Raw genomic sequence first — 24,865 nt, forward strand, 5'->3', positions numbered from 1 at the left:
CGTCGGCCATCAAGTCGCAGGCTCCCAGGCAGCGGGCGTTGTCCCCGAGGGGTGGACACCTGTTCGTGTCGTTATGCGGCAAGTGTCAGGGTAGCTGACTGCTGTTCGTAGACGATCGGTGCCTGCTGTCCGTTCGCCGAATGCCGGCGGCGGGTGTTGTAGCGCGTGGTCCAGCGGAAGACCGCCAGGCGGCAGGCGCGGGCCCCGTCGAAGCGGCGGGCGCCACGGAGCGTCTCGCGTTTGAGGGCGGCGTTGAACGACTCGGCGAGTGCGTTGTCCGCACTCGTGCCGACCGCGCCCATGGACTGCCGCACCCCCAGCTCAGCCCAGACAGCGGCGAATTGGCGGGAGGTGTACTGGGCTGCGTGATCGCTGTGGAAGACGGCTCCGGCCAGGCTGCCGCGGGTCGCGGCGGCTGCCCTGAGCGCGTCGGTGACCAGCGAGGTGCGCATGTGGTCGGCGATCGACCAGCCCACCAGACGGCGCGGGAAGCAGTCGATCACCGTCGCCGGATACAGGAACTCGCCGTCACCCACCGGCAGGTAGGTGATGGTGCCGACGTACTTGGTGTTCGGCGCGCTGGCGGTGAAGTCGCGCCCCAGCAGGTCCGGCACCGGTGTGGCGGACGGTTCGGGCACGGTGGTGACCTGGCGCTTGCGCAGCCGCAGCCCGGTGATGCCGAACTTCCGCGTGAGCTCTCCGACGCGCTGGTGATTCACGCGTTCACCGTCCTCGCGCAGCTCGGCGGTGATGCGAGGACGACCGTAGGTGCCGTCCCACTCGGCATGCACGGCCCTGATCCGCTCGGCAAGTGCCGCGTCCGCCCGCTCACGCGCGGCGCGGGTCGCGCGGCCGGACCGCCATTTGTAGAAGCTGGACCGGGCGACCTCCAGCACGGCACACAACCGCTTCACGCCCCAGGCGCGGTGTGGTCCTCAATGAACTGGCAGCGGTTCACCAGGTCATCTCCTGTGCGGAAAACTTCGTCGCCTTGCGCAGGACGTCCCGTTCGGTGGCCAGTTTCCGGTTCTCCTTGCGCACGGCCTTCAGCTCCGTGCGCAGGGCCGCGATCTCGGCCTCCAGTTCCTGCCTCGTGGCCTCGCTCACCGGGACGTCCTTCGTGTTCGTGTTTGTGGTGCCGCTCTCACCGCGGCGGGCCCGCTCGGCCCGCACCCGGTTGCGCAGCGTCTCCCGGCTGATCCCCAGGTCCTTGCCGATGCCCTCGAAGGTGTGGCTCGGGTCCGACAGGTACAGCGCGACGGCGTCCGCCTCGAACTCGGGCGAGTAGACCTTCATCACCGTAAGAGATTCCTCTTCCCCGGCCCCTGGCGGGGCCGGGCTCAGAGGTGTCCACTCCTCGGGGACAGGTCCCCTCTGCCCAGGACGACGGCTTTACCACCCATCGTCATGCCCCCTCGGCGGTGAGCCGGCCGATGGCCCGGATGACCTGCCGCCGGGTGGCCAAGCGGCGGGCGAGGAAGGCCATCACCCGGTTCATGCGGCCTGCGATGACGCTGGGCGGCGGGTTCCTGCGGTCCAGGGCGGTCAGCGCGGTGCGGACGACGTCGACGGGCGAGGCGAGCCTGGACTTTCCGGCGGCCTGCGTGGTGCCCACGACGTCGAAGAACTCGGTCCGGGTCGCGCCGGGGGACAGGGCCAGCACCCGCAGACCGGTACCGCGTGACTCCTCCCACAGAGCCTCGGTGAGGCTGAGCACGAACGCCTTGGTCGCCCCGTAGAGCGCCATACGCGGGTTGGGCTGGTAGGCCGCCATACTCGCCACGTTGACCAGCACTCCGCGCCCCTCCGTGCGCAGTTGCTCGATGAAGGCCCGGCTGACGTCGGCCACGGCGGTCACGTCGACGGCGACCTCCCGGCGCAGCCGTTCCGGATCTGCTTGGTGGAAGGGGCCGAAGGTGGCGAACCCGGCGTTGTTGATCAGGCTCGTGACGTGTAGGCCGAGCTGGTCCATCCGCGTGGCCAGCGCCTGCCCGGGGTTGTCCGTGGCCAGGTCCATCTCCACCACGTGCACCTGGATGTGGTGGTGTGCGCGCAACTCGGCGGCCAGCTCCTCCAGGCGTTCCTTGCGGCGGGCGACCAGCACCAGGTCGGAGTCGCGGGCGGCGAGCTGGCGGGCGAACTCGGCGCCGAGGCCCGCGCTGGCCCCGGTGATCAGTGTGGTCTGTCCGCGGTAGTCGACGGCTGTCACGGTCGCCTTCTTTCAGTCGCTGCCTTTCTGGCAGTTAATGCCACCTAGGCGGCTGCTGTCCAGAGGCGATAGCCTGACGCCCATGACGACTTTGTGGGATCGCTCGCGACAGGTCGCCGCCCAGGCGATCCTGGATACGGCGGTTCGCCTGTTCGCCGAGCAGGGCTACGAGCAGACGACGATCGCGCAGATCGCCCGGGAGGCAGGGATCTCGCAGCGTTCCTTGTTCCGCTACTTCGGCACCAAAGAGGATCTGGTCTGCGGGGATCAGGATGCGCTGGGGGAACTGCTGAAACAGACCGTCGAACAGCAGTCGGCCGAGGTCTCCGCATGGGACGCCCTGCGCGCCGGCTTCGAGGTTCTCCTGACCGCCAACCACACTCCTGAGCGGGCGTTGGAACTTTCCCGTCTCATCTTCGACACCCCCGCCCTGCACGCCCGGTACATCGAGAAACGACTGCGCTGGCAGGCCGCACTCGTCCCGGTCATCCAGGCACGGCTGGGCACCGCCCCCGGCCCGACCCCCAACCCGCGTGCTAAGGCGATCGTCGCGACGGTCTTCGCCTGCGCCGACACGGCAACCGAGCTCTGGGCCAGACACGACGGACGACTCGACCTGGTAGACCTCTACGACCAATGCCTCGCGGCGGTGCGGGGCCGCAGCTGAGGGGCGGATCCCAGCACTGCGCAACCGATCGCTTTGCCGGTCGCCCCGGGCGTCAGCGGCACGGCCCACTCGCGCCGTACAGGCGCAGGTCCATACGGTCTCCACGGTGGTTCGCGCGGTCTGGTCGGCCGGGGCCCTAGATGAATGGGCCCGATGTTCGTGCTGGTCGCGACCAGGCGAAGGGCGCCCGTTGGCCAGTGTGTGAAGACAAACCCGGACGCCCTTCCGGCGGCACTGTACGTGTTCATCGACGACCGTGTGGCTCCTTGTCGCCGGATCGGGCGGCCCCCGAAACTGACGGACGCCGAGCTGTTGTGCCCGGCCGTCGCCCAGTTCCTGCTGGGCTTTCCCTCAGCCCGCCACTGGATCCGCTTCGCCCACGCCCGGCTGGGGCACCTGTTCCGCTACCTGCCCCAGCAGTCCGCCTACAACAAACGGCTCAACGCGGCCGGGCCACTGATCAGCCGCGTGATCGAGGCCTTGGCCCGGCAGGTGCCGACCTGGAACGACGACCTGCGGCTGATCGACTCCACCCCGCTGCCCGGCGCGGCCTCCCGGGAGACCGTCAAACGCTCCGATCTCGCCGGGCACCGCGGTTACGGATACTGCCGCAGCCGCTCCCGCTTCTTCTGGGGCTTTCGGCTCTACCTCGTCACCACCGCGGAGGGCATGCCGTCACCTGGTGCCTGGCCAACCCGAAGACCGGCGAGCGGGAGGTGACGGCCGTGCTGCTCGAACGCGACCACCACCTCGTTCGCGCCGGGCAGGTGATCCTCGCCGACAAGGGCTTCGCCGGGAAGGAGTTCGAGACTTTCGTCAGCGAGCGCCTCGGCGCCCACCTCGTGCGGCCGGACCGCAAGGACGAACCGGTCCGGCACGGGAAGATCGCCCGGGGCCGCCAGTGGATCGAGGCTGTCATCGACACCCTCAAAGGCCAGCTCAGCCTCGAACAGCACGGCGGCAGAACTCCGGCCGGAGTCTTCGCCCGCACCGGCCAACGCCTCCTCGCCCTCGCCGCCGGCATCTGGCACAACTGGACCACCGAAGCCACAGTCAAAGCTCACTGATCGCCTATGACCACTGAAGACATCGGACTCATTCATCTAGCAGGGCGGCGTGCGGGCGGGGCCAGACGCCGGCCTCGGTCCACTCCCGCAGCCGACGCCAGGCCGTGACTCCGGAGCAGCCCACGGTCCCGGCCGGAACGTCGCGCCAGGCAACGCCGGTCCGCAGGACGTCCACGATGCCCGCGAGAGCCGCCCGGTCCGGAACGCGAAGCCGCCCGGGATGCCGGCGGCACCGGTCGGGAGGTGGTGGCAGCAGCGGGGCCACCCGCTCCCACAGGTCGTCAGGAACAAGATCAGCACGCACCCGGACACCCTGCCGACCAAGATCGGCGAGTGCAAGGCCCGCAGCCCAACCCATTCTGAAACGATCAGTAAGCCGGCCCTGCTGCGCTACTTCGAGACGAGGGAGCAGATCTTCCTCAGGCTCACGGCGGAGGGCCGGCGGCAGTGGTCCGCCGACCTGCGCGGCGATCCCGGACGCCGGGCCCACTCCACCGCGGCGGAGGTCGCCGGGGTCGTCACCGTCACGCTGGCGGCGCGGCCGGTGTTCTGCGACCTGCTGGCCCAGGCGTCGATGAACCCGAGCGCAACGTGTCGATCGACGCGGTGCGCGCCTTCAAACTCATGACCCACGAGGAGATCACGCTGATCGGCGGGGAACTGCGACGGCTGCTCGGCCTGACCGAGCTGCAGACCGTCGGCCTGGTCGCCACGGCGACCGGCATGGCCGGGGCGCTGTGGCAGATGGCCACCCCCGGCCCGCGCCTGCGGGAGCCCTACGAGTCCGGCCCCCGGCTCGGCCACGCCGCCGTCGAGGTCGAACCCCGCCCGTGCCGCGTCCTGACCGCCTTCCTCGCCGGCCTCGGCGCGCAGCCCGCGGCGGCCCCGGGGGACACGCCGTAGCCGGTCGGCCGGTCGGCCGGTCGGCTACGCCCGGTGCGGCCCGCGCCGCGGCGGGAGACCGCGGCCCGCGTCGCCGGCCGTCAGCCCCGCCGGAAGAACTCCACCTCCGCGACCGCGACGTGACGACCGGGCGTGAGCTTCACGACCGACCGCAGCACCAGGCGCACGGTCACCACGTCGTTGATCCCGCTGGGGAAGGTCTGCGGTCCCGGCTTGTCGTCGAGGACGAGTTCCCCGTGGCGCACCGTGCCGTCCGCCGACGTGATCCACGCGTCCATCCGGAGCGCCCGGGCCTCGCGGGCGTACTGCTCGGGCACCGTGGACGCGCCGTTCGTGACGATGAGGTCGACCAGCCGGAACGGCTTGCCGAAGGTGTACGTCACCGAGGCCCCCGGCCCGGGCGCGCCCCAGTAGCGGTTGCTGAGGCCGTCCGTGGTGCCGGCCGCCGGGTGCGCGGGCACCTGGGCGCTGGCCGTGACCCCCGCGGGGGTGACGGCCCTGGCGCCACCGAGCTTGTCCCGGGTGTCCTCGATCAGGGCGCGTCCGGCGGGCAGCAGGAGGAACCCGGCCGCGCACAGGGCCACGACCACGGCCAGGACCACCAGCAGGCGCACCGCCCGCCCGGAGCCGGCCCGCACCCCGCGGCGGCGGAACGGCCAGACGGTCCGCCACCACGGCAGCGCGGCGGACGCCGCCGCCGGCTTCAGCGGGGCGGCGCACCGGCGGCAGAACCGGCGGTCCGGTGCGTTGGGCGTGCCGCACCTGGGGCACGGCAGCCCCGCCCCCTCCTGCGGCGCCACCACGGGGCGCACCACGGGACGCGGCGCGACCGGCTTCGCGGGCCGCACGGGCAGCACCGGCTCGGACCGCGGCGCGGCCCGCTCCGGCGCGGCCGGGGGCCGGGCACCGGGAACGTCCGGTGCGGGGCCGCCCCCGGGAGCCCGGCCGCCGCCCGCTCCCCGCGCGCGCGGGGGCGGCGGTGCCGCGTCCGGTGCCGGGACCGCCGGCGTCGCGTCAGCCCCCCTCGGGGCCGGTCCCGTCGTTGCCGGCCCCGGCTCCGAGCCCGGCCCCCCCGGCCGGGAGCCGTCCTCGCGGGAGCCCGCCGGTTCCGGGACGGCGGGTACGCCCGGCGCCCCCGCCGCGGGCGTCCCCGGCCCCTCGGGGCGGTGTGCCCCGGGCCGCGTGCCGGTGTCCTCCGCGTCCCGGCGGACGCGGCCCGCCAGCCGGGTCCGGAAGGACGGCGTACCCGACGGCGCGGGGCGGGAGGCGGTGGGCCCGCCGGACGGCGGGGCGGGCTCCGCGCCGGGCCCGCCGTCCGGTGACGCGGACCCCGCGCCGGACCCGCCGGCCGGTGCGGCGGGCTCCGTCGCGGACCCGTGCGCCGGCGGGGCGCCGGACGGCCCGGCCACCGGGTCCGGCGGCTCTGGGGCGGCGGCGCGCGCGGACCGGCCGCGCGCGCCGTCGGACCAGCCCAGGTACGAACCGCAGTTGCCGCAGAAGTCGTCCTCGGGACCGTTGGACGCCCCGCACACGGGACAGGCGCGCACGGCGTCACCTCCCTTCGTCGGCGGGCGGGCCGGGCAGGACCTCCACCCGGCACGAAACGTGGACGGGGCACAGGTCCCGGACGGCCTCCCGGACCCGGGCCCCGTCCACCTCCGGACCCCGGCCCGGCCACACCCGGACCACCACCTCGCCGGACGGCTCGGGCGGCAGGCCGGCGCCCGCGGTGGAGGACCACACCGCCCCGCCGTCGCCGACGACGTCGGCGTGCACGCCCAGCGTGAGCCAAAGCCGTTCGACCAGGCCGCGCCGGGTGCCGCGCCGGCGGTGCAGCTCCACCGCGCGCACCACCGCCTCGCGGCGCAGCTCCGCGGGCCACCGCGGGTCGTCGGCGGCGCCCACCCACGACGCCAGCCAGGCGACGAAGTCGAGCGGAGCCACCCGCGCGTCGAGATAGGCGGGCAGGCTGTCGAGGGTCGCGAACACCGGGGCGAGGACGGTGTCCAGTCCGGCGGTGAACCGCTGGGCGAAGTCGTCGTCCGCGTAGAGCGCGGGCAGCAGCCCGCCGATCGGGTGCCGGCTCGGCAGACCGGGGACGGTGGCGCGGCTCATGCCCGGGCCTCCGGCTCGATCGGCTGCACGACGACCTGGTGGCGGTACGAGAACACCAGCGCGCCCGGGGCCACGTCGACGCGGTCCACCGGCGCGCCGCGCCGCCCGGTGACCGGATCGGCGGCGAACAGCCGGATGTCCTCCACCAGCGCGTTGCCGGTGGCGCGTTGCAGCACGGCGAACACCTCCCCGTACTGCACCGGCCGCCCGAAGGGCCACCCGGTGCCGTCCGGCCCGCCGTGCAGCGGATCGAGGTGCCGGAACAGCGCGGTGAGCGCCGCCTCCCGCACCCGGTCGGTGTCGCCGGGCGCCACCGCGAGCCGGGCGACCACGGTGACGCCCTGGTAGACCGGCGGCTCCACCACCAGCCGGGTCCCGATCAGCCGCCGCTCGTCCAGGCTCGCAGTGATCGCGGCGAGCACCTGGTCCGACGGGATCAGCTGCTCGAACCGGAGCCGGTCACCGTCGTCGGCCACCGCGTCGGGCACCACCAGCACCCGCACCGCGCCCGCCTCGTCCGCGGCGGGCAGGCAGCGCACGCGCCGCACCGAGGGGGCCGCCTGCCGGCTGATGGTCTCGTAGTCCTCGGCGGTCACCGCCCGCTCCTGCATCCGCAGCGCGTCCGGGGCCCGCAGCTTGGCGTTGGCGACGGTCTCCCCGTCCACCCCGCCGCGCGCCGCCTCCCGGTTGGTGACCCGCGCGACGTACGGAACGGAGCTGCGCAGCACCGAGATCGCGCCGCGGGCGACGTTGCCGGCCGGGCCGCCGCCGGTGCGGTAGCGGGACACCCGCACCTGGGCGCCCTTCTCCGGCACCGCGCCGCACAGCCGCAGGGTGCCGTCCGGTTCGCGCAGTGCCGGGGGGAACGTGAACTCACCGGTGGTGGCGTCCACCCGGACGTGCCGGTCGGCGGGGCCCGACCGGCCGAAGTGCTCCACCACCTCCCAGCGCAGCCAGCCGTCGGCCGAGGAGACCTCCACCACCGGCGGCTCGCCGTCCAGCAGCACGGGCGGCCGGCCGAGCCGGAACGTCTGGCCCGCGACCCCCTCCGAGGTGCCGAGCGGGACGTCGGTGACGGTCTCGGCGTGCTCCACGCGGGTGGTGCCGCCGACGGTGAACACCGTCGCCTCGCGCACCGTCGGGGACTCCGAGTAGAACGGCTGGCCCGGCTCCGCCTCGGTGACCCGGCAGCGCAGCCAGCCCGCCCGGACCCCGCCGATCACGGACGCCGCGTGCCCGGGCGGCACGTACACGATCACCTCGCCCGGCCGGTTCAGGCCACCGGTGGTGTCCGGGCCGGTCTCGCACGACCGCCAGCGGCCGCCGTCCCACGCCTCCCACACCAGCGGCGGCTGGCGCGGGTCCACGCCCACGCCCTCCACCCGGCTGTCCAGGCGTACCGCGACCACGCAGCGCGGCACCGCCGCGGGCAGCCCGAACAGCAGCGCGTCACCCGGCTCGGGGGCGGACCCGAAGCACGGCACGTCGCGGCCCTCGGCGAGCGCGCCGGTCCGGTCGGTCTGCTCACCGCTGCGCGGGGCGGTCACCAGCCGGATCAACTCGCTCGGTACGATGCGCAGTTCGTCCGTGGTCGCGAACACCACGGGATCCTCCGTCTCGCCGTCGGCGGTGGTCACCTCGGTGCCGGCGGGCAGCGTCACCGTGTCCGGCTGCGGCGCCGACAGCCAGAAGTCGACCTCGGCGCCCGCCGCCGCCGGAGGGAACAGGCGGATGCCCAGGAGGTCGAGGAAAGCGGTGTAGTTCTTGTCCGGCACCCGGTTCAGGCGGTACAGCAACTGGTCCACGAGGTACGCGAACGTCTCGATCAGGGTGACGCCCGGGTCGGAGACGTTGTGGTCGGTCCACTCCGGGGCGCGCTGCTGCACGTACCGCTTCGCCTCGTCGACGAGTTGCTGGAACCGCCGGTCGTCCAGGTTGGGGGAGGGCAGGGCCATCAGTCCGCGACCGCTTCCTCGGTCCCCTCCTCGGAGGGGATCGTGTAGAAGGGAAACACCAGGTTGCGCCGGTCGTTGGTGGACCGCACCGTGTAGCGCACGTCGATGTAGAGGGTGCCGGCGTCCACCGCGTCGAAGGCCACCACCACGTCCTCCACCCCGATCCGCGGCTCCCACCGCTCCAGCGCCTCGCGCACCCGCTGGGCGATCCGCCCCGCGGTGGCGCCGTCGCCGGGCGCGAAGACGTAGTCGTGGATGCCGCAGCCGAATTCCGGCCGCATCGGCCGCTCGCCGGGCGCGGTGCCCAGGACCAGCCGGATCGCCTCCTCGATCTCCCGTTCCCGCTCCACCATGGCGATCCCGCCGGTCGGCCCGACCCGCAACGGGAACGCCCAGCCCCGCCCGATGAACCGCTCGCTCACAGCGCGCCTCCGATCTGCACGTTCACGGCGCCCAGGGCCACTTTTCCGGTGCACGCCGTGGTGTCGCCCATCCGTGCGGCCGGTATCCCGCCGATCAGTACGGCGCCGGCCGCGAGCGCCGTCGGGTTGGGCAGGATCACGTTGGCGGGGCCGAGTTCGGGGTGCGCGGGGCACACGTGGAGGCTCCCCTGGACCGCGGCGGGACGCCCGCCGACCAGTACCCGCGCGACCGCGGCGGCGGCCGCGGGCGGCGGAGCGGTGATCACCCCCCCGTGACTGGTGGGGTCACCGATACGGACTGCGGCGGGCATGCCGGGCTCCTCCGGAGGGGTCGTGGCCCGCGAGGGCCCTGGAACGCGTACGGGTCGTCACCGGGGTGCGGCCGGGGAACGCTCCGGCCGCACCGACGGGGCGTCAGTTGATGCGGATCAGATCCGCCTTCAGCACTCCCAGCAGGCCGCCGTCGAGCGTGAGGTCCGCCTGCCCGGCGACGTTCACGGACCGGCCGCCGATCCGGACCGCGGTGGTGCCGTCGATCTCCACGCTGCCGCCCTTCACCCGCACCCTGCCGCTCCGTGCGTCGAGCGTGATGCCCTGTTCGTCCAGCCGCAGCGAGGACAGCGGGCGCCGGCCGCCGGCCGCGGACACCGTCACCTCGATCCTGTGGTCGCGGTCGTGCAGCAGCACCTCCAGCCGCCCGTCCGCGGTGCGCAGCCGCACCCCGGACGGACCCGGCGCCGGAGCGTCGAGCAGTTCCACCCGGTGACCCGAACGCGACACCACCGAACGGCGGTTGACCTTCCCGCTGGTCGAGTCCACCAGCGGCACGTCGTGCGGGGAGGCCCGGTCCACGCCGTTGTAGAGGCCGCCGATGACATAGGGGCTGTCCAGCAGGCCCTGCTCGAAGCCGACCAGCACCTCGTCGTTGACCTCGGGGCTCACCACACCGCCGCCGCCCTTGCCGCCCCACTGCACGGTGCGCACCCAGTCGGTCACGTACGTGTCGTCCAGCCAGGGGAACTTGAGCCGGACCCCGCCGTTCTGCGCGCCGCCCGGCTCGCGCACGTCCGTCACCACGCCGATCGCCAGCCCCGGCAGGCGCGGGCCGCGGCCGGGCGCGTTCGCCCCGGTCACCAGTCCGGCCAGGGACCGGTCCGCACTGGCGCTGACCCACACCGTCGTCCGGTAGCCGCCGTGCGGGTCCAGGCCGTGCTGCACCGCCGTCGCCGTGTACCGGCCGGAGAACGCCTGCCCCACGTTGCCGAGCGCGACCGGACTGCCCGCCCGCAGCCGCGGATTGCCCTCGACCACCGCCTCCAGCTCGCCGAAACCGGCGCTGACCCGAGCGGCCGTCGCACTGGCGACCGCCGTCGTCTCGGCCTGCGTGCGGTACGGGGTGTCCGTCACCGTCAGCTTCGCCGAGGCCCCGAAGCGGGCGGCCAGCGCCGGACTGAGCCCCGGCAGCACCGTGTCGCTGGTCACGGACGGGTGCCTGGCCACCAGCGGGGTCTTGGTGGTGGCGTCCCAGCCCCGCACCTCGACCGAGCCCGCGCCGTCCGCACCCGAGAGCGAGGCCCGCAGCGCCAGCAGGTTCCGCCCGTACTCCAGCACCATCGGGCTCTGCGTGGCCGGGGTGGACGGCGCGGGCGCACCGGCCGCCCTGCGGGGCCGGGTGAACTGCAGCACCCCCTTGTCGTCGACCCGCACCTGCGCACCGCTCTCGCCCGCCAGGTACTGCAGGAAGTCCCAGTCGGAGACGTTCGCCTGCGACAGTTGTCGGTAGGTGACCGGCGCGGCCTCCACCTTCCCGCAGGCCAGACCCGCCCCGGCGGCCACCTTGCGGACGATGGCGGCGGCCGTCATGTTCCGGTACGCCACCACCTTCCGGCCGCGCTGCAGCCGGTGCGCGGTGGAGTAGGCGCGCACCACCGTGAACGACCCGGTGCCGTCCCGGTCGATCTCCACCGCCGTGACCTCGCCGTTGAACAACCGCTCGCGCGCCTGCCCCGCGACCGTCACCACCGACACCCGCAGCGGCGTGCCGAGGGTGATGCCGGTCGACTTCAGGAACTCGTGGTCGGGGTCGCGGTAGGTGAGCACCGCGGCGTCCGGCAGGCCCACGTTCTCGTCCACCAGACAGCTCACCAGTTGCGCCGCCCAGATCGGCGGCAGCTCGTCGGGCGCCTCCACGACGGGGTCCGCCGCGAACGACCGGCCGCCCCGGGCCTCGGGTGTGCTCACCGCTCCTCCTCACCGTCCGCGCCCACCGGCCCCGGCACCACCAGTTCGGTGCCGGGCACCAGGGCCATCGGGTCGTCGATCCCGTTCGCCTCCGCGATGACCCGCCAGGCCGTCGCGTCGCCGTACTCCCGCCAGGCCAGCAGCGCCAGGCTGTCCCCGGCCACCACGGTGTGCGTGCTGCGGGCCGTGCGCGCGCCGGAGGTGGGGTTCTGCCCCGGGGGGTCGACGCTCGCCTCCTCGACCGACAGCGCGCACGTGGCCCGCAGCGGCTTGCCGTCCACGTCGAAGAGGGTGTACGTCACCGACAGGCTCGACAGCACCCCGTCGAACGAGGTCGTCCGGGCGGTGCCCCACTCGAAGCGCACCCACGGACTGGCCGGCTTCTTCCGCGCGAGGCTCGACGGTGTCGGCACGCATGCCTTCATCAGTTTCTCCACCGCCTGCTCGACGGAGTTGTCGTGCGTCGAGGTCGCGTCGAGGAAGACCTCCAGGCTCAGTTCCCGGGGCCCGCTGCCGACGAACTCGGGCAGCGCCGACTGCCCGGCCATCCGCGACGGGCTGCGCCGCCACTCGGTGGTCTTGCTCAGCCGGAGCGTGGTCGGGTTGAACTGCAGGTCCAGCCGCGCGATCGTCCCGCCGGGCTTGGCACCGACCGCCGCCGGCGGTTCCTTCAGGGTCAGCTGGGCCCTGGCCCGGCTGGTACGGACCGCAGAGGACATACCGGGAACTCCTTCCGTACGGATGGGGCGCGGGTGGCGGGGCGTGTGCCGGACTACGCGCGGCGGGCCGTCACGAGGGCCGCAGCCCCTCGTGCGCGATCTCCAGCGTCTCGACGGCCGGCTGCGAGGAGGACGGGTCGAAGGACGGCCCCTGCCAGCGCACCGGCACGATGCCGAGCACCTGCCAGCTGATGATCCGGGTCAGGTCCGGTTTCAGCGCCACGATCTCGCCGTCCTTGGGCTCCACCCGCCGCAGCGTCTGGTCGAGCCAGCGTCCGATCTTCGCCGTGTCGGCCGTGACCGGCCGGGTGAGCGTGATGTTCGACCAGGTGACGCGGCCGGGCAACTGCCAGGTGAAGCCGTTGTTGCCGCCCTCGGCGTAGCTCTCCATCTCCACCTGCGCCCCCATGCCCGAGCAGGTGTGGAAGGCCCCCAGGTCGTTGCCGCCGATCGCGAGCCGGAAGAACACGCTCGTCGCGAAGATGTTGTCCGTCATCCCTTGGCCATCCGTTCGGTCTCCTCAGCGGCGTCCGTCGTGGGGGCGGCCCGCGCGTTCCCGGCCGCGCCGCAGGTCGGCGCGGAGCAGCCGGGACACCGGGTCCAGGAGGCGCCGTGCCAGGTCGTCCAGGTCGATGCCGGGCTCCCCGGACGCGCCCCTCGGCCGGCCCGTGCCCCCTTCGGGGGTCCCTCCGGAGGGCTTCGCGGCGGTCCTCGCGGCGGGCGGCGGCGCGGAGGCCGACCGCTGCCTCCCGTGCGCGGACACCTCCCGCTGGACCACCGGCACCTCCGCCCCACCGGTACGCCCCGGTGCCGTCGCCGGCGCACGCGCGGCGCGGACCACGGGCACGGCCGGGCCGGACGCCGCGCGCGGCGACGGGCGGTCCTGGAGCGGGGACGGGTGCGGACCGGGCAACGGCAGCCCGTGCGGGCGCATCAGCGCGTCCCCGCCGGGCACGGCCCGCTGGACGGGCGGATTCGGCCGCACGACCGGAACGGGCCGGTGAGGCGCCGGGTGACCGGCATCGGACGCCCGCGAGTCGTACGGGCCCGGCGGCGCCGGGAGGGAGGGGGCGGTCCGCCGCGCCCGTGGCGCCCCGGGCCCCCCGGACACACCAGCAGCCGGTCCCCCCGGCCCGCCCACCGCCGGGGTGCGGGGCGCGCGCGGCGACGGGTCCGGTTCGCGGCGCCAGGACGCGGCCACGACGGGACGCCCGGCGGTGCGGGTGCCGGAGGGCGGTGCGACGCCTTCCGGGACCCGGGTGCGGACGGTGAGCGGACGCGCGGCGAGCAGCGAGAGGGCGCGGGGCGCCGGCGGCCGCCGTGGGGCGTGCGGGCGCCGGCCGCCGGCGCCGGACGTCCGCACGCCGTCACGGACCGGCACCCCACCGGGCACGGGGACGGTCCGGGCGAGGACGACCGGTCCGGGTACGCCGTGGCCGCCCGCGACGGGTCCGCCGGCGCCCGTGCCGGCCGCTGCCGTCGGCCCGCCGGGTGCCGTACGGGGGCGCGACGGGCCCGCGGAGGACTGCCCGGCGGTCTCGTCGGGCGGGGCCGCCGGGAGATCCGGCGGGGCCGCGCGCCGCACGGGGGCGGGCACGGCTGCGGCCGAAGGGGCCGGCCGCGGGGTCCCCGGCATCACCGGCGGCGTGGCGGGCACCGTCCGCCCGGACTCCGGGGAGCCGCTCACCAGGTTGTGCCGTGCGGTGTCCGCCGTGCCCAGCAGGGGTGCGGTACCGGCGCGGGTGCCGGAGGCCCGCCCCGGTGCACCCGTGGCGCCGGCGTCCGGGCGCGCCGGGGCGCGCTGGACGTCCTGGACGTCCCGGGCGGCCGGACGGCCACCCGGACCGGCCGGGCGGGGCACGTCGGCGGTCGGCGGCATCGCGGGCAGCGGTGCCCCCAGACCGGTGCGGGTCCGGGCCCCGGGCGGGCCGGGCCGGGCGGCCCGGCGGGCGGGCACGGCCCCGTCGCCCGGGGACGCCGCGGGGCCCCCGCCGCGGGGGCCCGGTGCGGGAGCCGGGGCGTCCGCCGGGCGCCGTACGACCGGCAGCGTCGGTCCGCCCGCCGGGTGCGCGTCGGCACCGGGGCGGGACGTCTGCGGCTCCTCGGCGGTCAGCGGCCTTGCCGTGGCGGGCAGGCCGTTCACGGGTGCGCCCAGGGGCGACCGGCCGCCCGGTCGCCCCTGGGTGGTGGCGCGCTGTGCGGGCGGTGCGGCACCGGTAGTCCCGTCGGTGGCGGCCGCGGGACCCGCCTCCGGCCTCACGCCCGGGGGAGCACCCGGAGTCCCGGCCGGGGGGACGCCGGGCCGCAGCACCACGATCCGGCGCACCGGTGCGGACGTCCACCGGGCAACGGTCGACGGGGGCCCCAGTGGCCGGGTGCGCACGGCCCGCGCGTTCCCGCCGCGGGCGCCCTCGGAGTCCGGTCCACCCCCTGCCGGAGCGCGCCGGGTCACGGCGTCGGACGGCGTGCGCCCCCTCCGTCCGGCGTCCGGCCGCGCACCGCCTCCGGCCCGTGGCGGTGCGGGCGGGGGAGCTGGGACCCCACCCGGTCCGTCCGGGGAGGTCCGGTCCGCCCGTCCGCCGCCCGAGGTGCCCGGCACCGCGGTGATGCGCCGGACCACCGGCATCCCCGGTCCCTCCGGCGGGCGGCCGGGGCCGGCGGGACGGACCGCCTGTTCGCCGGCCCCGGGAGCGGCCCGCCGGCCGGACGCCTCCGGTGAGGCGGGGGGCACGAGGCCACCGGCAGGCGCGGGCGCGCGGCCGGGCCGAGGTCCGGCGGAGCGCTGGAGCGGGGGGAGCGGAGGGGATGGGGGGACGGCGGTGGTGTCGGCCCGCCCGGGCGTGCGGGAGGGCGCCGTGGCCCTCGTGCCCGGGGACGTGGCGGGTGCGCCGGTGCCAGGGGTTCCCGGACTCCCCTGCGCGGGACGGGGGTCCGCCGTCGCGGCCGGTGACGGGGCGCGGGATCCGTCCGCCCGCCGGGCGGACCCGGAGCCGCCCCCGGCCCCTGTGTCCCGGGCCGGCGCGGTCCGGGCCGGCGGCCCCGGTGGCGTCCTGCGCGGCACCCGGGGCGGGTGCGGGGCGGACGGCCGCGCCGTGCCGGCCGCGGGCCCGGCCCCGGCGGGCCCCGGGCCGTCCGGGTGCGGCGCCCGCAACAGCAGCGGGCCGCCGTCGCCGTGCGCGGTGGCGCGGGGCGCGGCCGGACGGGTGACCCCGTGGATCAGACCGGCCGGGGCGGAGGGCAGCAGCGCGTGCCCGAGGCCCGCGTCGAAGGACGGGTTCCCCCAGGACGCGAGGCCCGAGCGGAAGGCGAGGCCGTCGCTGACGGCGAGCCGGGTGCGGGCCACGGTCAGCGCCGGCGGCGGGGCGGCGCGCCAGCCGCCGTCCCAGTCACCGGGCACGGAGGGACCCGCGGACCCGCTGTCGGCCGGAGGGCGGCCCTCGCCGGCCGTCCCGGCCGCCGCCTGGGGGACCGGCCGCCCGGCCGCGTCCGCCGCCGAGGCCCGGCGGCGCAGTCCGTCCCGCCATGCCATGAGTCAACCACTCTCGTTCATACGGGTGTTGATGCGAGCGATCTCGCTCACCCACTGCCGGCGCTCGGCGTGGGTGAGGCCGAGGATCTCCTCGCGCTGCCAGTGGAAGTGGTAGGCGACGTACGCGACTTCCTCCCGGAGCCGGGGGAGCGCGTACGTCACGATTCCCCCAGGCGCCCACCCGAGAGATCCACCTCGAAGGCTCCCTCGCAGTGCGGGCAGGTCACCGCCGCGCGCGTGTGCCCCTCGCTGTTCACGCGGCGGTAGAAGTCCTGGAGGAACGCCACGTCGGTGGCGTACATCCGCTCCACGATCCCCGCGTGCACGTCGGTGAGCGCCCCGAGGCGGGTGATCACCTGGCTCAGCAGCACCACGCTCAGGTAGGCCGGGTTCTCCTTGACCCGCAGGTCGATCTGGGGGCGCAGCTCGTCCCGGGCGGTGGCCAGGCGCATCGCACCGTACCGGTGCACCGTGCCCGCCTCGTCCACGTACCCGCGCGGCAGCTCGAACTCGAACTCGGTGCGCAGTCCGTGCTCCTGGGGTGTCGCGGGGCGGGGGGCCGGGGCCTGCGACGGCTCGGGTGCCGGGACGGGCGCCGTCGCCTCCAGGATCTCCTCCAGGCTGCCCGCCGTGACCGTACGGCGCCTCATTCGACGACGATCTCCTCGAACACGATCGTGACGGACTCGGTGGCCGCGGAGGACTCGCCGGCCTTGAGCGACGGACCCTCCCACTTGGAGGCCCAGCCCTGCATCAACTGGATGCGGCGGACCGTGTCGCCCGTGGAGTCCTTGATCTCGATGGTCAGGTTCTGCCGGGCGGAGTCGACGGCTCCCTTGTTCAGGGTCTCCTTGATCCACTTGGTGAACTCGCTGCTCTTGTCGAGCCCCCGGGTGATGGTGACCTCGCCGGCCTGCCGGGCGCCGGGCTGCTTGCGGATGATCTGCTTGCCCTCCGCGGTGACCTGTCGGACCTCGACGACTTCCTCCTCGACGGTCAGCCCGCTGATCTCCTGGATCGACTCCACCAGGTACCCGCCGAGCTGCACGCCGAAGACGTGGGTGGAAAGAGCATCGCCCTCTGCCATGACTGTCCGTCACCTTTCCCTGCGGACCCGCGGGTCACTCGTCGATGAGGCTGGTGCTGTCGGAGAACTGGGCCAGCCGGAACACCACGAACTCGGCCGGCTTGACCGGCGAGACGCCGATCTCGCAGACCACCCGGCCCTGGTCGATGGACTCCTGCGGATTGTTGCCGCGGTCGCACTTCACGTAGAACGCCTCCTCGGCGGTGCGGCCGAAGAGGGCGCCCCGGCGCCACTCCTCGGTGAGGAAGGCGGTGACGTTGCGCCGGATGCTCGACCACAGCCGGTCGTCGTTCGGCTCGAAGACGACCCACTGGGTGCCCAGCAGGATGGACTCCTCGAGGTAGTTGAACAGGCGTCGCACGTTCAGGTACCGCCACGCCGGGTCGGAGGACAGGGTGCGGGCGCCCCACACCCGGATGCCGCGGCCCGGGAAGGCGCGCACGCAGTTCACGCCGATCGGGTTGAGCAGGTCCTGCTCGCCCTTGCTGAGGCGGATCTCCAGGTCCACCGCGCCCCGGATCACCTCGTTGGCGGGCGCCTTGTGCACACCGCGCTCGGCGTCGCTGCGCGCCCACACGCCCGCGACGTGCCCGCTCGGCGGGACCGTGGTGTTGCGGCCGGCCGCCGGGTCGAAGACCCGCACCCACGGGTAGTAGAGGGTGGCGTACCGCGAGTCGTAGCCCGCTTCGTCGTTGCGCCAGGTGCGTACCTGCTGGGCCGTGAGCCCGGGCGGGGTGTCCAGGACCGCCACCCGGTCGCCCATCTGTTCGCAGTGCGAGATCACCGCGAGCTGTACGGTGCGCACCCCCTCGTCGTCGATGTCGCCGCGTTCGTGGGCGCTCATCAGGTCGGGCACCGCGACCATGGTGACCTCGTCGACGGCCTCCAGACCGGCGAACCCGGTGCGGGCGGCCGCGTCGCCGACGTACTCGGCCGGGCCGAGCCGGGACACCTCGCCGGAGGCGGGCACCGCGGGGGAGGCGGGTGCCTCGGGGAGCGCCACCGTCTGGCTGGCGGGCCGGGTCTGGGCGGCGTCGCGCTGCTCGGTGACCTCGATCAGCTTGGAGGCGCGGGTCTGGCCGACCACGTATCCCCTGACGTTCTTGCGGGTGGAGACGTCGTACGTCTCCACCACCTGGTCGCCCTGGCGGACCAGCAGCCTGAAGCGGTCCTCGGGAGGGTTCTCGCCGTCCGGGTCGGCGATCTCCACCGACAGCCCGGAGGTGCCGGGCCGGGCCGAGACGAGGAACCCGCCGAGCGCCACCGGCTCGGCCGGCCGCGCCTCGCGGGACCGCCGGCCGTCGTCGGCCGCCGGGGCCGAGGAGTCCTCGCCGGAGCCGCCGACCCGTACCACGTAGGCCGCGCCGCCGCCGTTGGAGAAGTAGCCGTACACGGCGTGCGGGAGATAGGTGCCCTCGGTGAAGCCGCCGAACAGCTGGGTGTACTGGTCCCAGTTGGTGACCAGGGTCGGTTCGTGGAACGGACCGGTCTGGGAGAACCCGACGAACGCGGCCACGGCCGTGCCGACCCCTTCGATCGGACGGGCGCCGGACTGCACCTCCTCCACGTACACGCCCGGGGTGAGGTACGTCGGCATGCTCGCTCCTTCACGGTCCTGGATCACTCGCGTCGGTGTCGAGTCTCCGAGGCGGGTCCGGCGCCGCGACAGGGGCGGGGGGACCTGGCCGGGGGCAGCCGCGCTGCCTTCCCGGACGCCCGGCCGGGCCGTCCGGGCGTCCCGCCCGGGCCCCCGCGGCCTTGGACACCGCTCCGCCCGCCGGGACCGGGTGCCGGTCCTCTCCCGGACACCCCTGGCGACGTCCGGGACGAGGAGCGCGGCCGGACCCGGCAGCCGTGGTGGTCCTGAGATTCCGGGGCGCGGCCGTCCGGACCGCGGCGGCGGCCCGGGCGTCCTCGGCCGGCAGCGGGCGAGGCAGTCCGCCTTCCCTTTCGGGCACCCCGCCCCGCCGCCCTCACCCCTCGGCCGGCACGTGCGCGGTCCACGGCCCGAACTCGCCCTCCAGGACCAACCGCCCCAGCTTCCGGTACTCCTGCGCCACCGCCGTCACCAACTGCCCCATGGCGAGCGGTTCACCGGACTCCGCCGCCAGGTAGGCGGCCGTCACCGCGCAGGCCCGGATCGAGCCGCCGGCCAGTTCGAAGCGGTCCGCGCAGAAGCGGAGGTCCAGGTCGGCGGCGCGCGGCAGGCGTTCCCCCAGGCACCGTTCCCACAGGACCAGCCGGTGGGCGGCGTCGGGCACAGGGAACTCCGCCACCACGTCCAGCCGCCGGGTGAACGCCTCGTCCAGGTTGGCCCGGAGGTTGGTGGTCAGCACGGCGATCCCGTCGAACGACTCCATGCGCTGCAGCAGGTACGCCGACTCGACGTTGGCGTGCCGGTCGTGCGCGTCCCTGACCTCCGAGCGCTTCCCGAAGATCGCGTCGGCCTCGTCGAAGAGCAGCACCGCGTTGACCGCGGACGCCTCGGTGAAGATCCGCTCCAGGTTCTTCTCGGTCTCCCCGAGGTACTTGTCGACGACCGTGGACAGGTCGACCACGTACAGGTCCATACCGAGGTCCGCCGCGACCACCTCGGCGGACATGGTCTTGCCCGTGCCCGACCCGCCGGCGAACAGGGCGATCACGCCGTGGCCCCGGCCGCCGCCCGGCCGCATCCGCCACTGTCCGAGCACCTGCTCGCGGTGGCGGGCGCGCACCGCGAGCTCCCGCAGGCTGCGGCGGGTCGGCGGGGGCAGCACCAGGTCCTCCCAGCCGACGTCCGGCTCCACCCTGCGGGCCAGCCGGGCGAGTCCCGCGCCGTTCTGCGCCCGTACGGCGGAGCGCAGGTCGTCGGGGGAGAGCGGGCGGCCGGCCAGGCCGGCGGTGCGCACCGCCGCGTCGGCGGCGCGGCGCAACTGCCCGCCGTCCAGGCGGTGCGCGGCGACCGCCCGGGCCAGCGCGTCGGCGTCACCGCTCACCGAGCCGTCCGTCCCGGCCCCGGCGAGGGCGTGCCGCCAGCGCGCGGACCACCGCTCGGCGGAGGGCGGGGCCACCGGCAGGACGACCGGGGTGTCGGCCGCCCACGCCGGATCCCAGCCGCCCGCGCCGTACGTGAACAGGGGGGTCCCGCGCAGCGCCGCGCACACCGCGCGCATGCTCCGGGTCCGTTCGGCGGGTTCCGGGGGCATCGCCTCCAGCGGGCCGAGGACGACGCCCGCCCCGGTCAGCAGGGCCTCCCGCGCCGCCACCCGGGCGATCGCGGGCACGTCACCGCGGTGCCGGGCGAGTTCCGCCGCGTCGAGGGCCAGCGGGCGCAACCCGGCCGCGCGCAGGGCCGCGACGGCGAGCCCCGGAGCGTCACCGCCCCGGCCGAGCAGGTGCACCAGGCCCGTCCCGGAACAGGCCGCGGCCGCCGCCCGGCCGACTTCCGCCGCCTCGGCCGTCGGGTCCTCCCCGGCCTCGCCGAGCACCCCGGCGAGGCGGGCGTCCGGCTCCGCACCGCCCAGCAGGTGCGCGGTGACCCGGTCCGGGACGGCCAGCACCCGTGACAGCGGCGGACGGTCCGTTTCGGTGACCTCCACCAGACCACCCGCGACCAGGGGGGCTCCCGGGGAGAACCGGAACCGTGCGGCCGACGCGGCCGGGAGCCCGCACAGTTCCAGGGCCAGCCCCGTCGTCGGCCGGCGCCGCGTCAGGTCGTCGTTGAGGTAGCCGTACAGGCGCTCGAACCGGGCGTCCAGGTCCGGCGCCGTCGCGATCAGCAGCAGGTCCGTGTCCAGCGGCGACAGGCCGAACCGCTCGGCGAGCGTGCCGAGCACGGACCCGGGCGGCGGGGGCAGCGGCTCGTACCCCGGCACCTCGGGGCCGCCCCGCCCGTCCAGGATGCGTTCCACCGCCGCGGGGGAGAGGTACTGGCCCCGGTAGGGGTCGTCGGGGTCGGGGTCGACGGCGCGGCGGGCCGCCACCGCGTACCGCACCCGCTCCTCGACCCGGCGCAGCCGCGACCACAGGGGGTCCGCCCCGGCGGCGCCGCCGGCGGTGACGGCGTCGGCGGTGTACGTCACGGCTGCCGGCCTCCCCGGCGGCGGCGGGCGGGGGCGGGGAGGCGCTCGCGCGGGCCGGCGAAGCCCTCCGGACCGGGGTCGGCCACCTCCTCGTACCGCAGCCGGCGCCCCGGCACCGGCTCCCCGTCCTGCCACCGGGGGGCGGAGCGCACCACGAGCCCCTCGGTCACCGGCGGCGCGGCGGCCCGGTTCACCCCGGCGAGCGGCGCGCGCACCCGCACGCCGAGCGACGCCTTCAGCTCACCGCCGAGCGCCGACCACACGTCGGAGGCGGCCGGCGCGTCGGGTCCGACCCCCGCGGTCTCCAGGCCCACCGCCAGGCCGAGTTCGGCGAGCGTGCCGGTGAGCAGCCGCTCGGGCAGCGTGCCGGTGCCCACCAGACCGGCCAGCACCTGCGAGAGCAGCCGGTGCTCGTCCTGCGGGCGGGCGGCCCACGCCGTGACCAGGTACGTCAGCTGGAACCAGCGGGGCGGCGTGCGCCGCGCCACCACGTACCCGTCCGCGTCGTGGACCTCTCCGGCACCGCTGCCGCGCCGGGTGGCGTCCTCCCGGATGTCGTACAGGAACGCGCAGACCGTGGGGGCGGTGCGGCGCGCCGCCCAGTCGCGGGTGGGCGCGTCGAGGACGACCTCGACGCCGGCCGCCTCCAGCCCGGACTCGCGGAGCAGGCCGCGCAGCGCTTCGTCGACCTCGTGGATCACCGGCGGGTCACCTCGTCGGGCGGCTGCACGCTGCCGTTCACCACCAGGAAGTCGGTCCTCACCCGGGAGAACCCCGGCCCGCGCGCGGTGATGGTGCGCGGCCCCGTCTGGTCCTTGGCGAGGATCAGCAGCTGGCCGATGAAGGTGCCGTCCGGCTTCGGCACGGTCGGCGCCGCGGCGGCGGTGATCCCCGGCCGCCAGGTGAACCGCACCGGTGCCCCCGGCGGGAAGTCCCTGCCGCGCACGGAGGTGACGAAGCCGGGCCTGCCGATCGGGGGGACCGCGACGATCCGCGGCTGGAGGATCCGCAGCCCGGTGCGTGCCGTGTTGTCGCCCGGGTCGGCGTCCGTCCCGGTGGTGGTGAGGACGCCGGTGGCGCGGCCGGTCAGCGCCCGGTCGGGGGCGAGCACCACCTGGACGACGCTGGTGGCGCCCGGCGCCAGGTCCGGCAGCGCGCACACCCACGAGGCGTCGCAGCCCGGCGGGGGGCCGCCGCCCGGGATTCCGGCGGGCAGCCCGACGCGCAGGCGCAGCCCGGTCGCGAGCGCGCCGCGGCCGTTGCGCACGGTGTACGTCACCACGACCCGGCCGCCGACGTAGCCGGGGTCCGGCTGCGCGGTGACCCGAACCCCGGGTCCCGCCTCCGGGGCGGGCGGCGCCGGGGGCGGGGGCGGGGCGGGTGCCGGCGGGGTGGTACCGGGGGGCGGGCCCGGGGTGGGGGCCGGCGGTGCGGCCTCGCGCACCGGCACCACGGTCCGGGCGGTGTTGTCGCCGGGCTGCGGGTCGAGGACGCTGCCGGTGACCGACCAGTCCACCGGCCGGTCGCCGGGAACGCGCCCGGTCAGCGTCACGGTCACCGGCACGGTCGCACCGGGCGGCACCACCCCGATGACGCACTGGAGGGAGGCCGCGTCACAGGTGCCGCCCGGGTGGCGGATCGCGGTGACGCCCACACCGGACGGCGGCGCGACCGTCAGCCGGGTGCCGGGGGAGGCGGCCGGGCCGAGGTTGACGAGGTCGACGCGGACGTCCGTGCCGGTGCCGACGGCGACCGCGGGCACGGTGCCCGGGGCGCGCACCGTCAGGTCCACCGACTGCTGGACGGCGGGCTCCTTCTGACGTCCGGGCAGCTCGGTGGTCAGCGGCGACAGGTCGCCGGTCGCGACGTCCAGGCGGCTCAGCTTCTCGGGGCAGTTGGCGGGCAGGTCGCTGCGGGAGCTGATGACGAGCGCGGTGCCGTCCGGGGTCCAGGCCGCGTCGCGCGGCTGGTGCGGTCCGGCGGCCGAGGTGTCGGGCAGCTCCTGGTGGCAGCCGTCGGCGGTGCCCCGCGCCGCCCCGGGCAGCAGGACCCGGCAGTCGTCACCGGACACGGACGTCAGGAGGATGCCGTTGTGCTCGTCGAGCCGGCCGCCGCCGTTCTTCCGGTTCAGGGCGAGGGAGCTTCCGTCCGGGGAGAACGCGGGGCTGTCGTCGATGACCTCGCAGTCCCCGGGGCAGATCGCGGCACTGAGGTCGCGCTGCCGGCCGAGGGCGTCCACGGGGACGGTCCAGACGTGCTTGCTGCCGCCGCGTCCGCCGATCACCGCGTTGCGGGTGAAGGCGAGGGTGGTGCCGTCGGGGGACCAGGTGGGCTGGGCGTCGCCGCCCGCCGGCTGCCCGGCCGGCGGGGTGATCCCGCGGACGATCGCGCCGGTGGCGACGTCGGCGATCAGGATGCGGCCGGGACCCGAGGCGGAGCCGGCGCCCCCCGGCGACGTCCGGGTGAAGGCGAGGTACCTGCCGTCCGGGGAGAACGTGGGGTCGGTGTCCCAGTCCCGCGGCCCGCGTCCGGCCAGTGGCATCGGCGCCGGGTGGGAGCCGTCGGCGTCGACGGTCCAGATCCGCTCGATCCGCCCGTCGGCACCGTCCTCGAACCGGGTGACCACGATGCGGCGGCCGTCCGGCGTGTAGGTCTGCCGCTCGGTCCACGGGTCGTAGCCGGGGGCCGGCTCGAACAGCGGGTCCTTCGCCGGATCGGTGTTGGTGTCGGCCGCCGGATCCTCCTTCAGGAGGGTCAGCCCGAGGTCGCGCGGATCGGCGCCGTCCGTCCGGGCGTCCTGGAGCGTCACCACGTGCGGGCCGGGCGCCGACGTCCGGTCGACCACCACGTGACCGCCGTCGAGCGGACCGGCCCAGGTGGGCCGGCCGACCGCGCGGTCCTCGCTGAGCACCAGCTGCGGGGCGTCCGCGGAGTGCGCCGGCACCCGGAACACGTGGTCCCAGTCGCCCTCGCAGCCGCAGGTGCGGTCCGGGCTGAGGAACAGCACCCCGTCCCCGTCGGGCAGCCAGGCTGCCCCGCGGGTCCGCCACTGTGCCTGCGTGCCCGCCAGGAGCGGCTGGTCCCCGGCGGCGGAGCCGGTCACCCGCAGCCGTGGTCCCGTCCCCGCGTCCGCCGTGAAGGTGTACGCGACGAGGTCCCGGTGCGCCGGGTCGTCCACCGGATTCCACACCGGTTCCGAGGCCGTGCCGCCGAGCGCGCCGGTGACCCGGGTCGCGGTTCCCCCGGCCAGCGGTCGCACGTAGATCTGCTGCCGGACCCCGGGACCGCCGTCACCGGCGTACGCCAGGCGCCGCCCGTCCGCCGACACGGTGGGGTCCTCCTCGTCCGAGGGCGTGTCGGTCAACCGGGTCAGGCCGGTGCCGTCGGTGTGCACCAGCCACAGGTCGCGCTGCGTCCCGCCGCCCGGGCCGCCGGGCTCCGCCGAGTCGAACACCACCGCCGAACCGTCGGGGGTCAGCCGGGGGTGCGCCGCGTCCCGCCCGCCGGTCAGCTTGCGCACCGACCCGTCGGGGGCCCGCAGGTAGAGCTGCGGTCGCTTCTCGTCGCGGCGGCTGGCGAACACCATCGTGTCCCCCAGTGCCGACGGCTGGACGTCGAAGTGCGCGGGGCCCGCCCCGAACACCGGGTCACTGGACGTGGTGGTGACGACCCGGCCGAGACTGCGGTGCCCGGTGCCCGCGTACGCGATCCGGGTGGCGGGCGCGTCGGCCGCCCGCGGCCGGGGACCGGCGCCGACCGGCCCCGAGGCCGCCGTCACCGCGAACATCGGGACCAGCAGGAGCAACGACGCGCCGAATCCTCCCAGGCGACGTTGTCCGCCGGGGCCAGCGGTGCCGTTCACGGTCCACCTCGCAGTCTCGGAACAC

The 24,865-nt window shown here is 75.7% G+C and carries 20 protein-coding genes and 3 pseudogenes; 4 read left to right on the plus strand and 19 right to left on the minus strand.

The features are described from left to right. Positions 1-71: 71 nt before the first annotated feature. Positions 72-1,296 (minus strand): annotated as a pseudogene (locus QQY24_RS26985) (IS3 family transposase). Positions 1,297-1,405: 109 nt separating this feature from the next. Further along, a complete protein-coding gene (locus QQY24_RS26990) occupies positions 1,406-2,209 on the minus strand; it encodes an SDR family oxidoreductase (protein ID WP_301975312.1) in 804 nt (267 codons plus the stop codon). A gap of 82 nt (positions 2,210-2,291) precedes the next feature. On the opposite strand from QQY24_RS26990, the gene QQY24_RS26995 reads away from it, so the two are divergent. Next, entirely contained in the window at positions 2,292-2,876 is a 585-nt protein-coding gene (locus tag QQY24_RS26995) for a TetR/AcrR family transcriptional regulator (protein ID WP_301975313.1), read from the plus strand. Between the two features lie 201 nt (positions 2,877-3,077). Beyond that, a pseudogene (locus tag QQY24_RS27000) lies at positions 3,078-3,960 on the plus strand (IS982 family transposase). A gap of 44 nt (positions 3,961-4,004) precedes the next feature. Here QQY24_RS27000 and QQY24_RS27005 read toward each other — a convergent pair. Further along, positions 4,005-4,247, minus strand: a pseudogene (locus tag QQY24_RS27005) (transposase); the annotation flags it as partial. Between QQY24_RS27005 and QQY24_RS34845 the strand changes: the two are divergent. Both QQY24_RS34845 and QQY24_RS34850 read left to right on the plus strand, forming a co-directional pair. Continuing rightward, positions 4,164-4,571, plus strand: a complete 408-nt coding sequence (locus QQY24_RS34845; RefSeq protein ID WP_367658061.1) for a hypothetical protein — start codon at positions 4,164-4,166, stop codon at positions 4,569-4,571. The pseudogene QQY24_RS27005 and the gene QQY24_RS34845 sit on opposite strands and share 84 nt — an antisense overlap. Next, a complete protein-coding gene (locus QQY24_RS34850) occupies positions 4,535-4,846 on the plus strand; it encodes a hypothetical protein (RefSeq protein ID WP_367658020.1) in 312 nt (103 codons plus the stop codon). Before QQY24_RS34845 ends, QQY24_RS34850 begins: the two co-directional genes overlap by 37 nt. Positions 4,847-4,926: 80 nt before the next feature. Here the strand turns inward: QQY24_RS34850 and QQY24_RS27015 are convergent, their stop codons facing one another. From QQY24_RS27015 to QQY24_RS27090, 16 genes are all read right to left on the minus strand, one after another. After that, positions 4,927-5,649, minus strand: coding sequence for a zinc ribbon domain-containing protein (locus QQY24_RS27015; RefSeq protein ID WP_301975314.1), 723 nt, complete (start codon positions 5,647-5,649; stop codon positions 4,927-4,929). 748 nt (positions 5,650-6,397) lie between these two features. Beyond that, positions 6,398-6,961 (minus strand): phage tail protein, encoded by a 564-nt coding sequence (locus QQY24_RS27020; protein WP_301975315.1) that lies wholly within the window; start codon positions 6,959-6,961, stop codon positions 6,398-6,400. Beyond that, complete coding sequence (locus QQY24_RS27025) at positions 6,958-8,916, minus strand: putative baseplate assembly protein (RefSeq protein WP_301975316.1); 1,959 nt, start codon at positions 8,914-8,916, stop codon at positions 6,958-6,960. Before QQY24_RS27025 ends, QQY24_RS27020 begins: the two co-directional genes overlap by 4 nt. After that, on the minus strand, positions 8,916-9,338 hold the full coding sequence (locus tag QQY24_RS27030) for a GPW/gp25 family protein (RefSeq protein ID WP_301975317.1): 423 nt from the start codon (positions 9,336-9,338) through the stop codon (positions 8,916-8,918). Before QQY24_RS27030 ends, QQY24_RS27025 begins: the two co-directional genes overlap by 1 nt. Further along, positions 9,335-9,649 carry a PAAR domain-containing protein gene (locus QQY24_RS27035; RefSeq protein ID WP_301975318.1) on the minus strand — a complete coding sequence of 105 codons (315 nt, stop codon included), beginning with the start codon at positions 9,647-9,649 and terminating at the stop codon, positions 9,335-9,337. The genes QQY24_RS27030 and QQY24_RS27035 overlap by 4 nt, the downstream gene beginning before the upstream one ends. A 103-nt stretch (positions 9,650-9,752) precedes the next feature. Then, entirely contained in the window at positions 9,753-11,579 is a 1,827-nt protein-coding gene (locus QQY24_RS27040; protein WP_301975319.1) for a VgrG-related protein, read from the minus strand. Continuing rightward, positions 11,576-12,298: a LysM peptidoglycan-binding domain-containing protein gene (locus tag QQY24_RS27045; protein ID WP_301975320.1), complete on the minus strand. Its 723-nt coding sequence runs from the start codon at positions 12,296-12,298 to the stop codon at positions 11,576-11,578. The genes QQY24_RS27040 and QQY24_RS27045 overlap by 4 nt, the downstream gene beginning before the upstream one ends. Before the next feature lie 70 nt (positions 12,299-12,368). Then, on the minus strand, positions 12,369-12,794 hold the full coding sequence (locus tag QQY24_RS27050; RefSeq protein WP_301975321.1) for a phage tail protein: 426 nt from the start codon (positions 12,792-12,794) through the stop codon (positions 12,369-12,371). A gap of 24 nt (positions 12,795-12,818) precedes the next feature. Continuing rightward, positions 12,819-13,283: a hypothetical protein gene (locus QQY24_RS27055; RefSeq protein WP_301975322.1), complete on the minus strand. Its 465-nt coding sequence runs from the start codon at positions 13,281-13,283 to the stop codon at positions 12,819-12,821. 2,547 nt (positions 13,284-15,830) lie between these two features. Beyond that, entirely contained in the window at positions 15,831-15,989 is a 159-nt protein-coding gene (locus QQY24_RS27060; RefSeq protein ID WP_301975323.1) for a DUF6760 family protein, read from the minus strand. Continuing rightward, positions 15,986-16,477, minus strand: coding sequence for a hypothetical protein (locus tag QQY24_RS27065; protein WP_301975324.1), 492 nt, complete (start codon positions 16,475-16,477; stop codon positions 15,986-15,988). Before QQY24_RS27065 ends, QQY24_RS27060 begins: the two co-directional genes overlap by 4 nt. Continuing rightward, the gene (locus QQY24_RS27070) at positions 16,474-16,914 is read right to left on the minus strand and encodes a phage tail protein (protein WP_301975325.1); all 441 of its coding nucleotides are present in this window, start codon (positions 16,912-16,914) and stop codon (positions 16,474-16,476) included. Before QQY24_RS27070 ends, QQY24_RS27065 begins: the two co-directional genes overlap by 4 nt. Before the next feature lie 34 nt (positions 16,915-16,948). Further along, positions 16,949-18,511: a phage tail sheath family protein gene (locus tag QQY24_RS27075; RefSeq protein ID WP_301975326.1), complete on the minus strand. Its 1,563-nt coding sequence runs from the start codon at positions 18,509-18,511 to the stop codon at positions 16,949-16,951. A 376-nt stretch (positions 18,512-18,887) separates the two neighbouring features. Continuing rightward, the gene (locus QQY24_RS27080) at positions 18,888-20,978 is read right to left on the minus strand and encodes an ATP-binding protein (RefSeq protein WP_301975327.1); all 2,091 of its coding nucleotides are present in this window, start codon (positions 20,976-20,978) and stop codon (positions 18,888-18,890) included. Next, positions 20,975-21,679, minus strand: coding sequence for a DUF4255 domain-containing protein (locus QQY24_RS27085; RefSeq protein WP_301975328.1), 705 nt, complete (start codon positions 21,677-21,679; stop codon positions 20,975-20,977). Before QQY24_RS27085 ends, QQY24_RS27080 begins: the two co-directional genes overlap by 4 nt. Then, positions 21,676-24,840, minus strand: coding sequence for a hypothetical protein (locus QQY24_RS27090; RefSeq protein ID WP_301975329.1), 3,165 nt, complete (start codon positions 24,838-24,840; stop codon positions 21,676-21,678). The genes QQY24_RS27085 and QQY24_RS27090 overlap by 4 nt, the downstream gene beginning before the upstream one ends. Between the last annotated feature and the right edge of the window lie 25 nt (positions 24,841-24,865).

The organism is Streptomyces sp. TG1A-8, from assembly GCF_030499535.1.
Taxonomy (GTDB): domain Bacteria; phylum Actinomycetota; class Actinomycetes; order Streptomycetales; family Streptomycetaceae; genus Streptomyces.

Bases quoted from the DNA above. Each gene is read 5' to 3' on its own strand.
- QQY24_RS26995 (WP_301975313.1), top strand. From the start codon at position 2,292: ATGACGACTTTGTGGGATCGCTCGCGACAGGTCGCCGCCCAGGCGATC.
- QQY24_RS34845 (WP_367658061.1), top strand. From the start codon at position 4,164: ATGCCGGCGGCACCGGTCGGGAGGTGGTGGCAGCAGCGGGGCCACCCG.
- QQY24_RS27020 (WP_301975315.1), bottom strand. From the start codon at position 6,961: ATGAGCCGCGCCACCGTCCCCGGTCTGCCGAGCCGGCACCCGATCGGC.
- QQY24_RS27025 (WP_301975316.1), bottom strand. From the start codon at position 8,916: ATGGCCCTGCCCTCCCCCAACCTGGACGACCGGCGGTTCCAGCAACTC.
- QQY24_RS27035 (WP_301975318.1), bottom strand. From the start codon at position 9,649: ATGCCCGCCGCAGTCCGTATCGGTGACCCCACCAGTCACGGGGGGGTG.
- QQY24_RS27045 (WP_301975320.1), bottom strand. From the start codon at position 12,298: ATGTCCTCTGCGGTCCGTACCAGCCGGGCCAGGGCCCAGCTGACCCTG.
- QQY24_RS27050 (WP_301975321.1), bottom strand. From the start codon at position 12,794: ATGACGGACAACATCTTCGCGACGAGCGTGTTCTTCCGGCTCGCGATC.
- QQY24_RS27065 (WP_301975324.1), bottom strand. From the start codon at position 16,477: ATGAGGCGCCGTACGGTCACGGCGGGCAGCCTGGAGGAGATCCTGGAG.
- QQY24_RS27070 (WP_301975325.1), bottom strand. From the start codon at position 16,914: ATGGCAGAGGGCGATGCTCTTTCCACCCACGTCTTCGGCGTGCAGCTC.
- QQY24_RS27075 (WP_301975326.1), bottom strand. From the start codon at position 18,511: ATGCCGACGTACCTCACCCCGGGCGTGTACGTGGAGGAGGTGCAGTCC.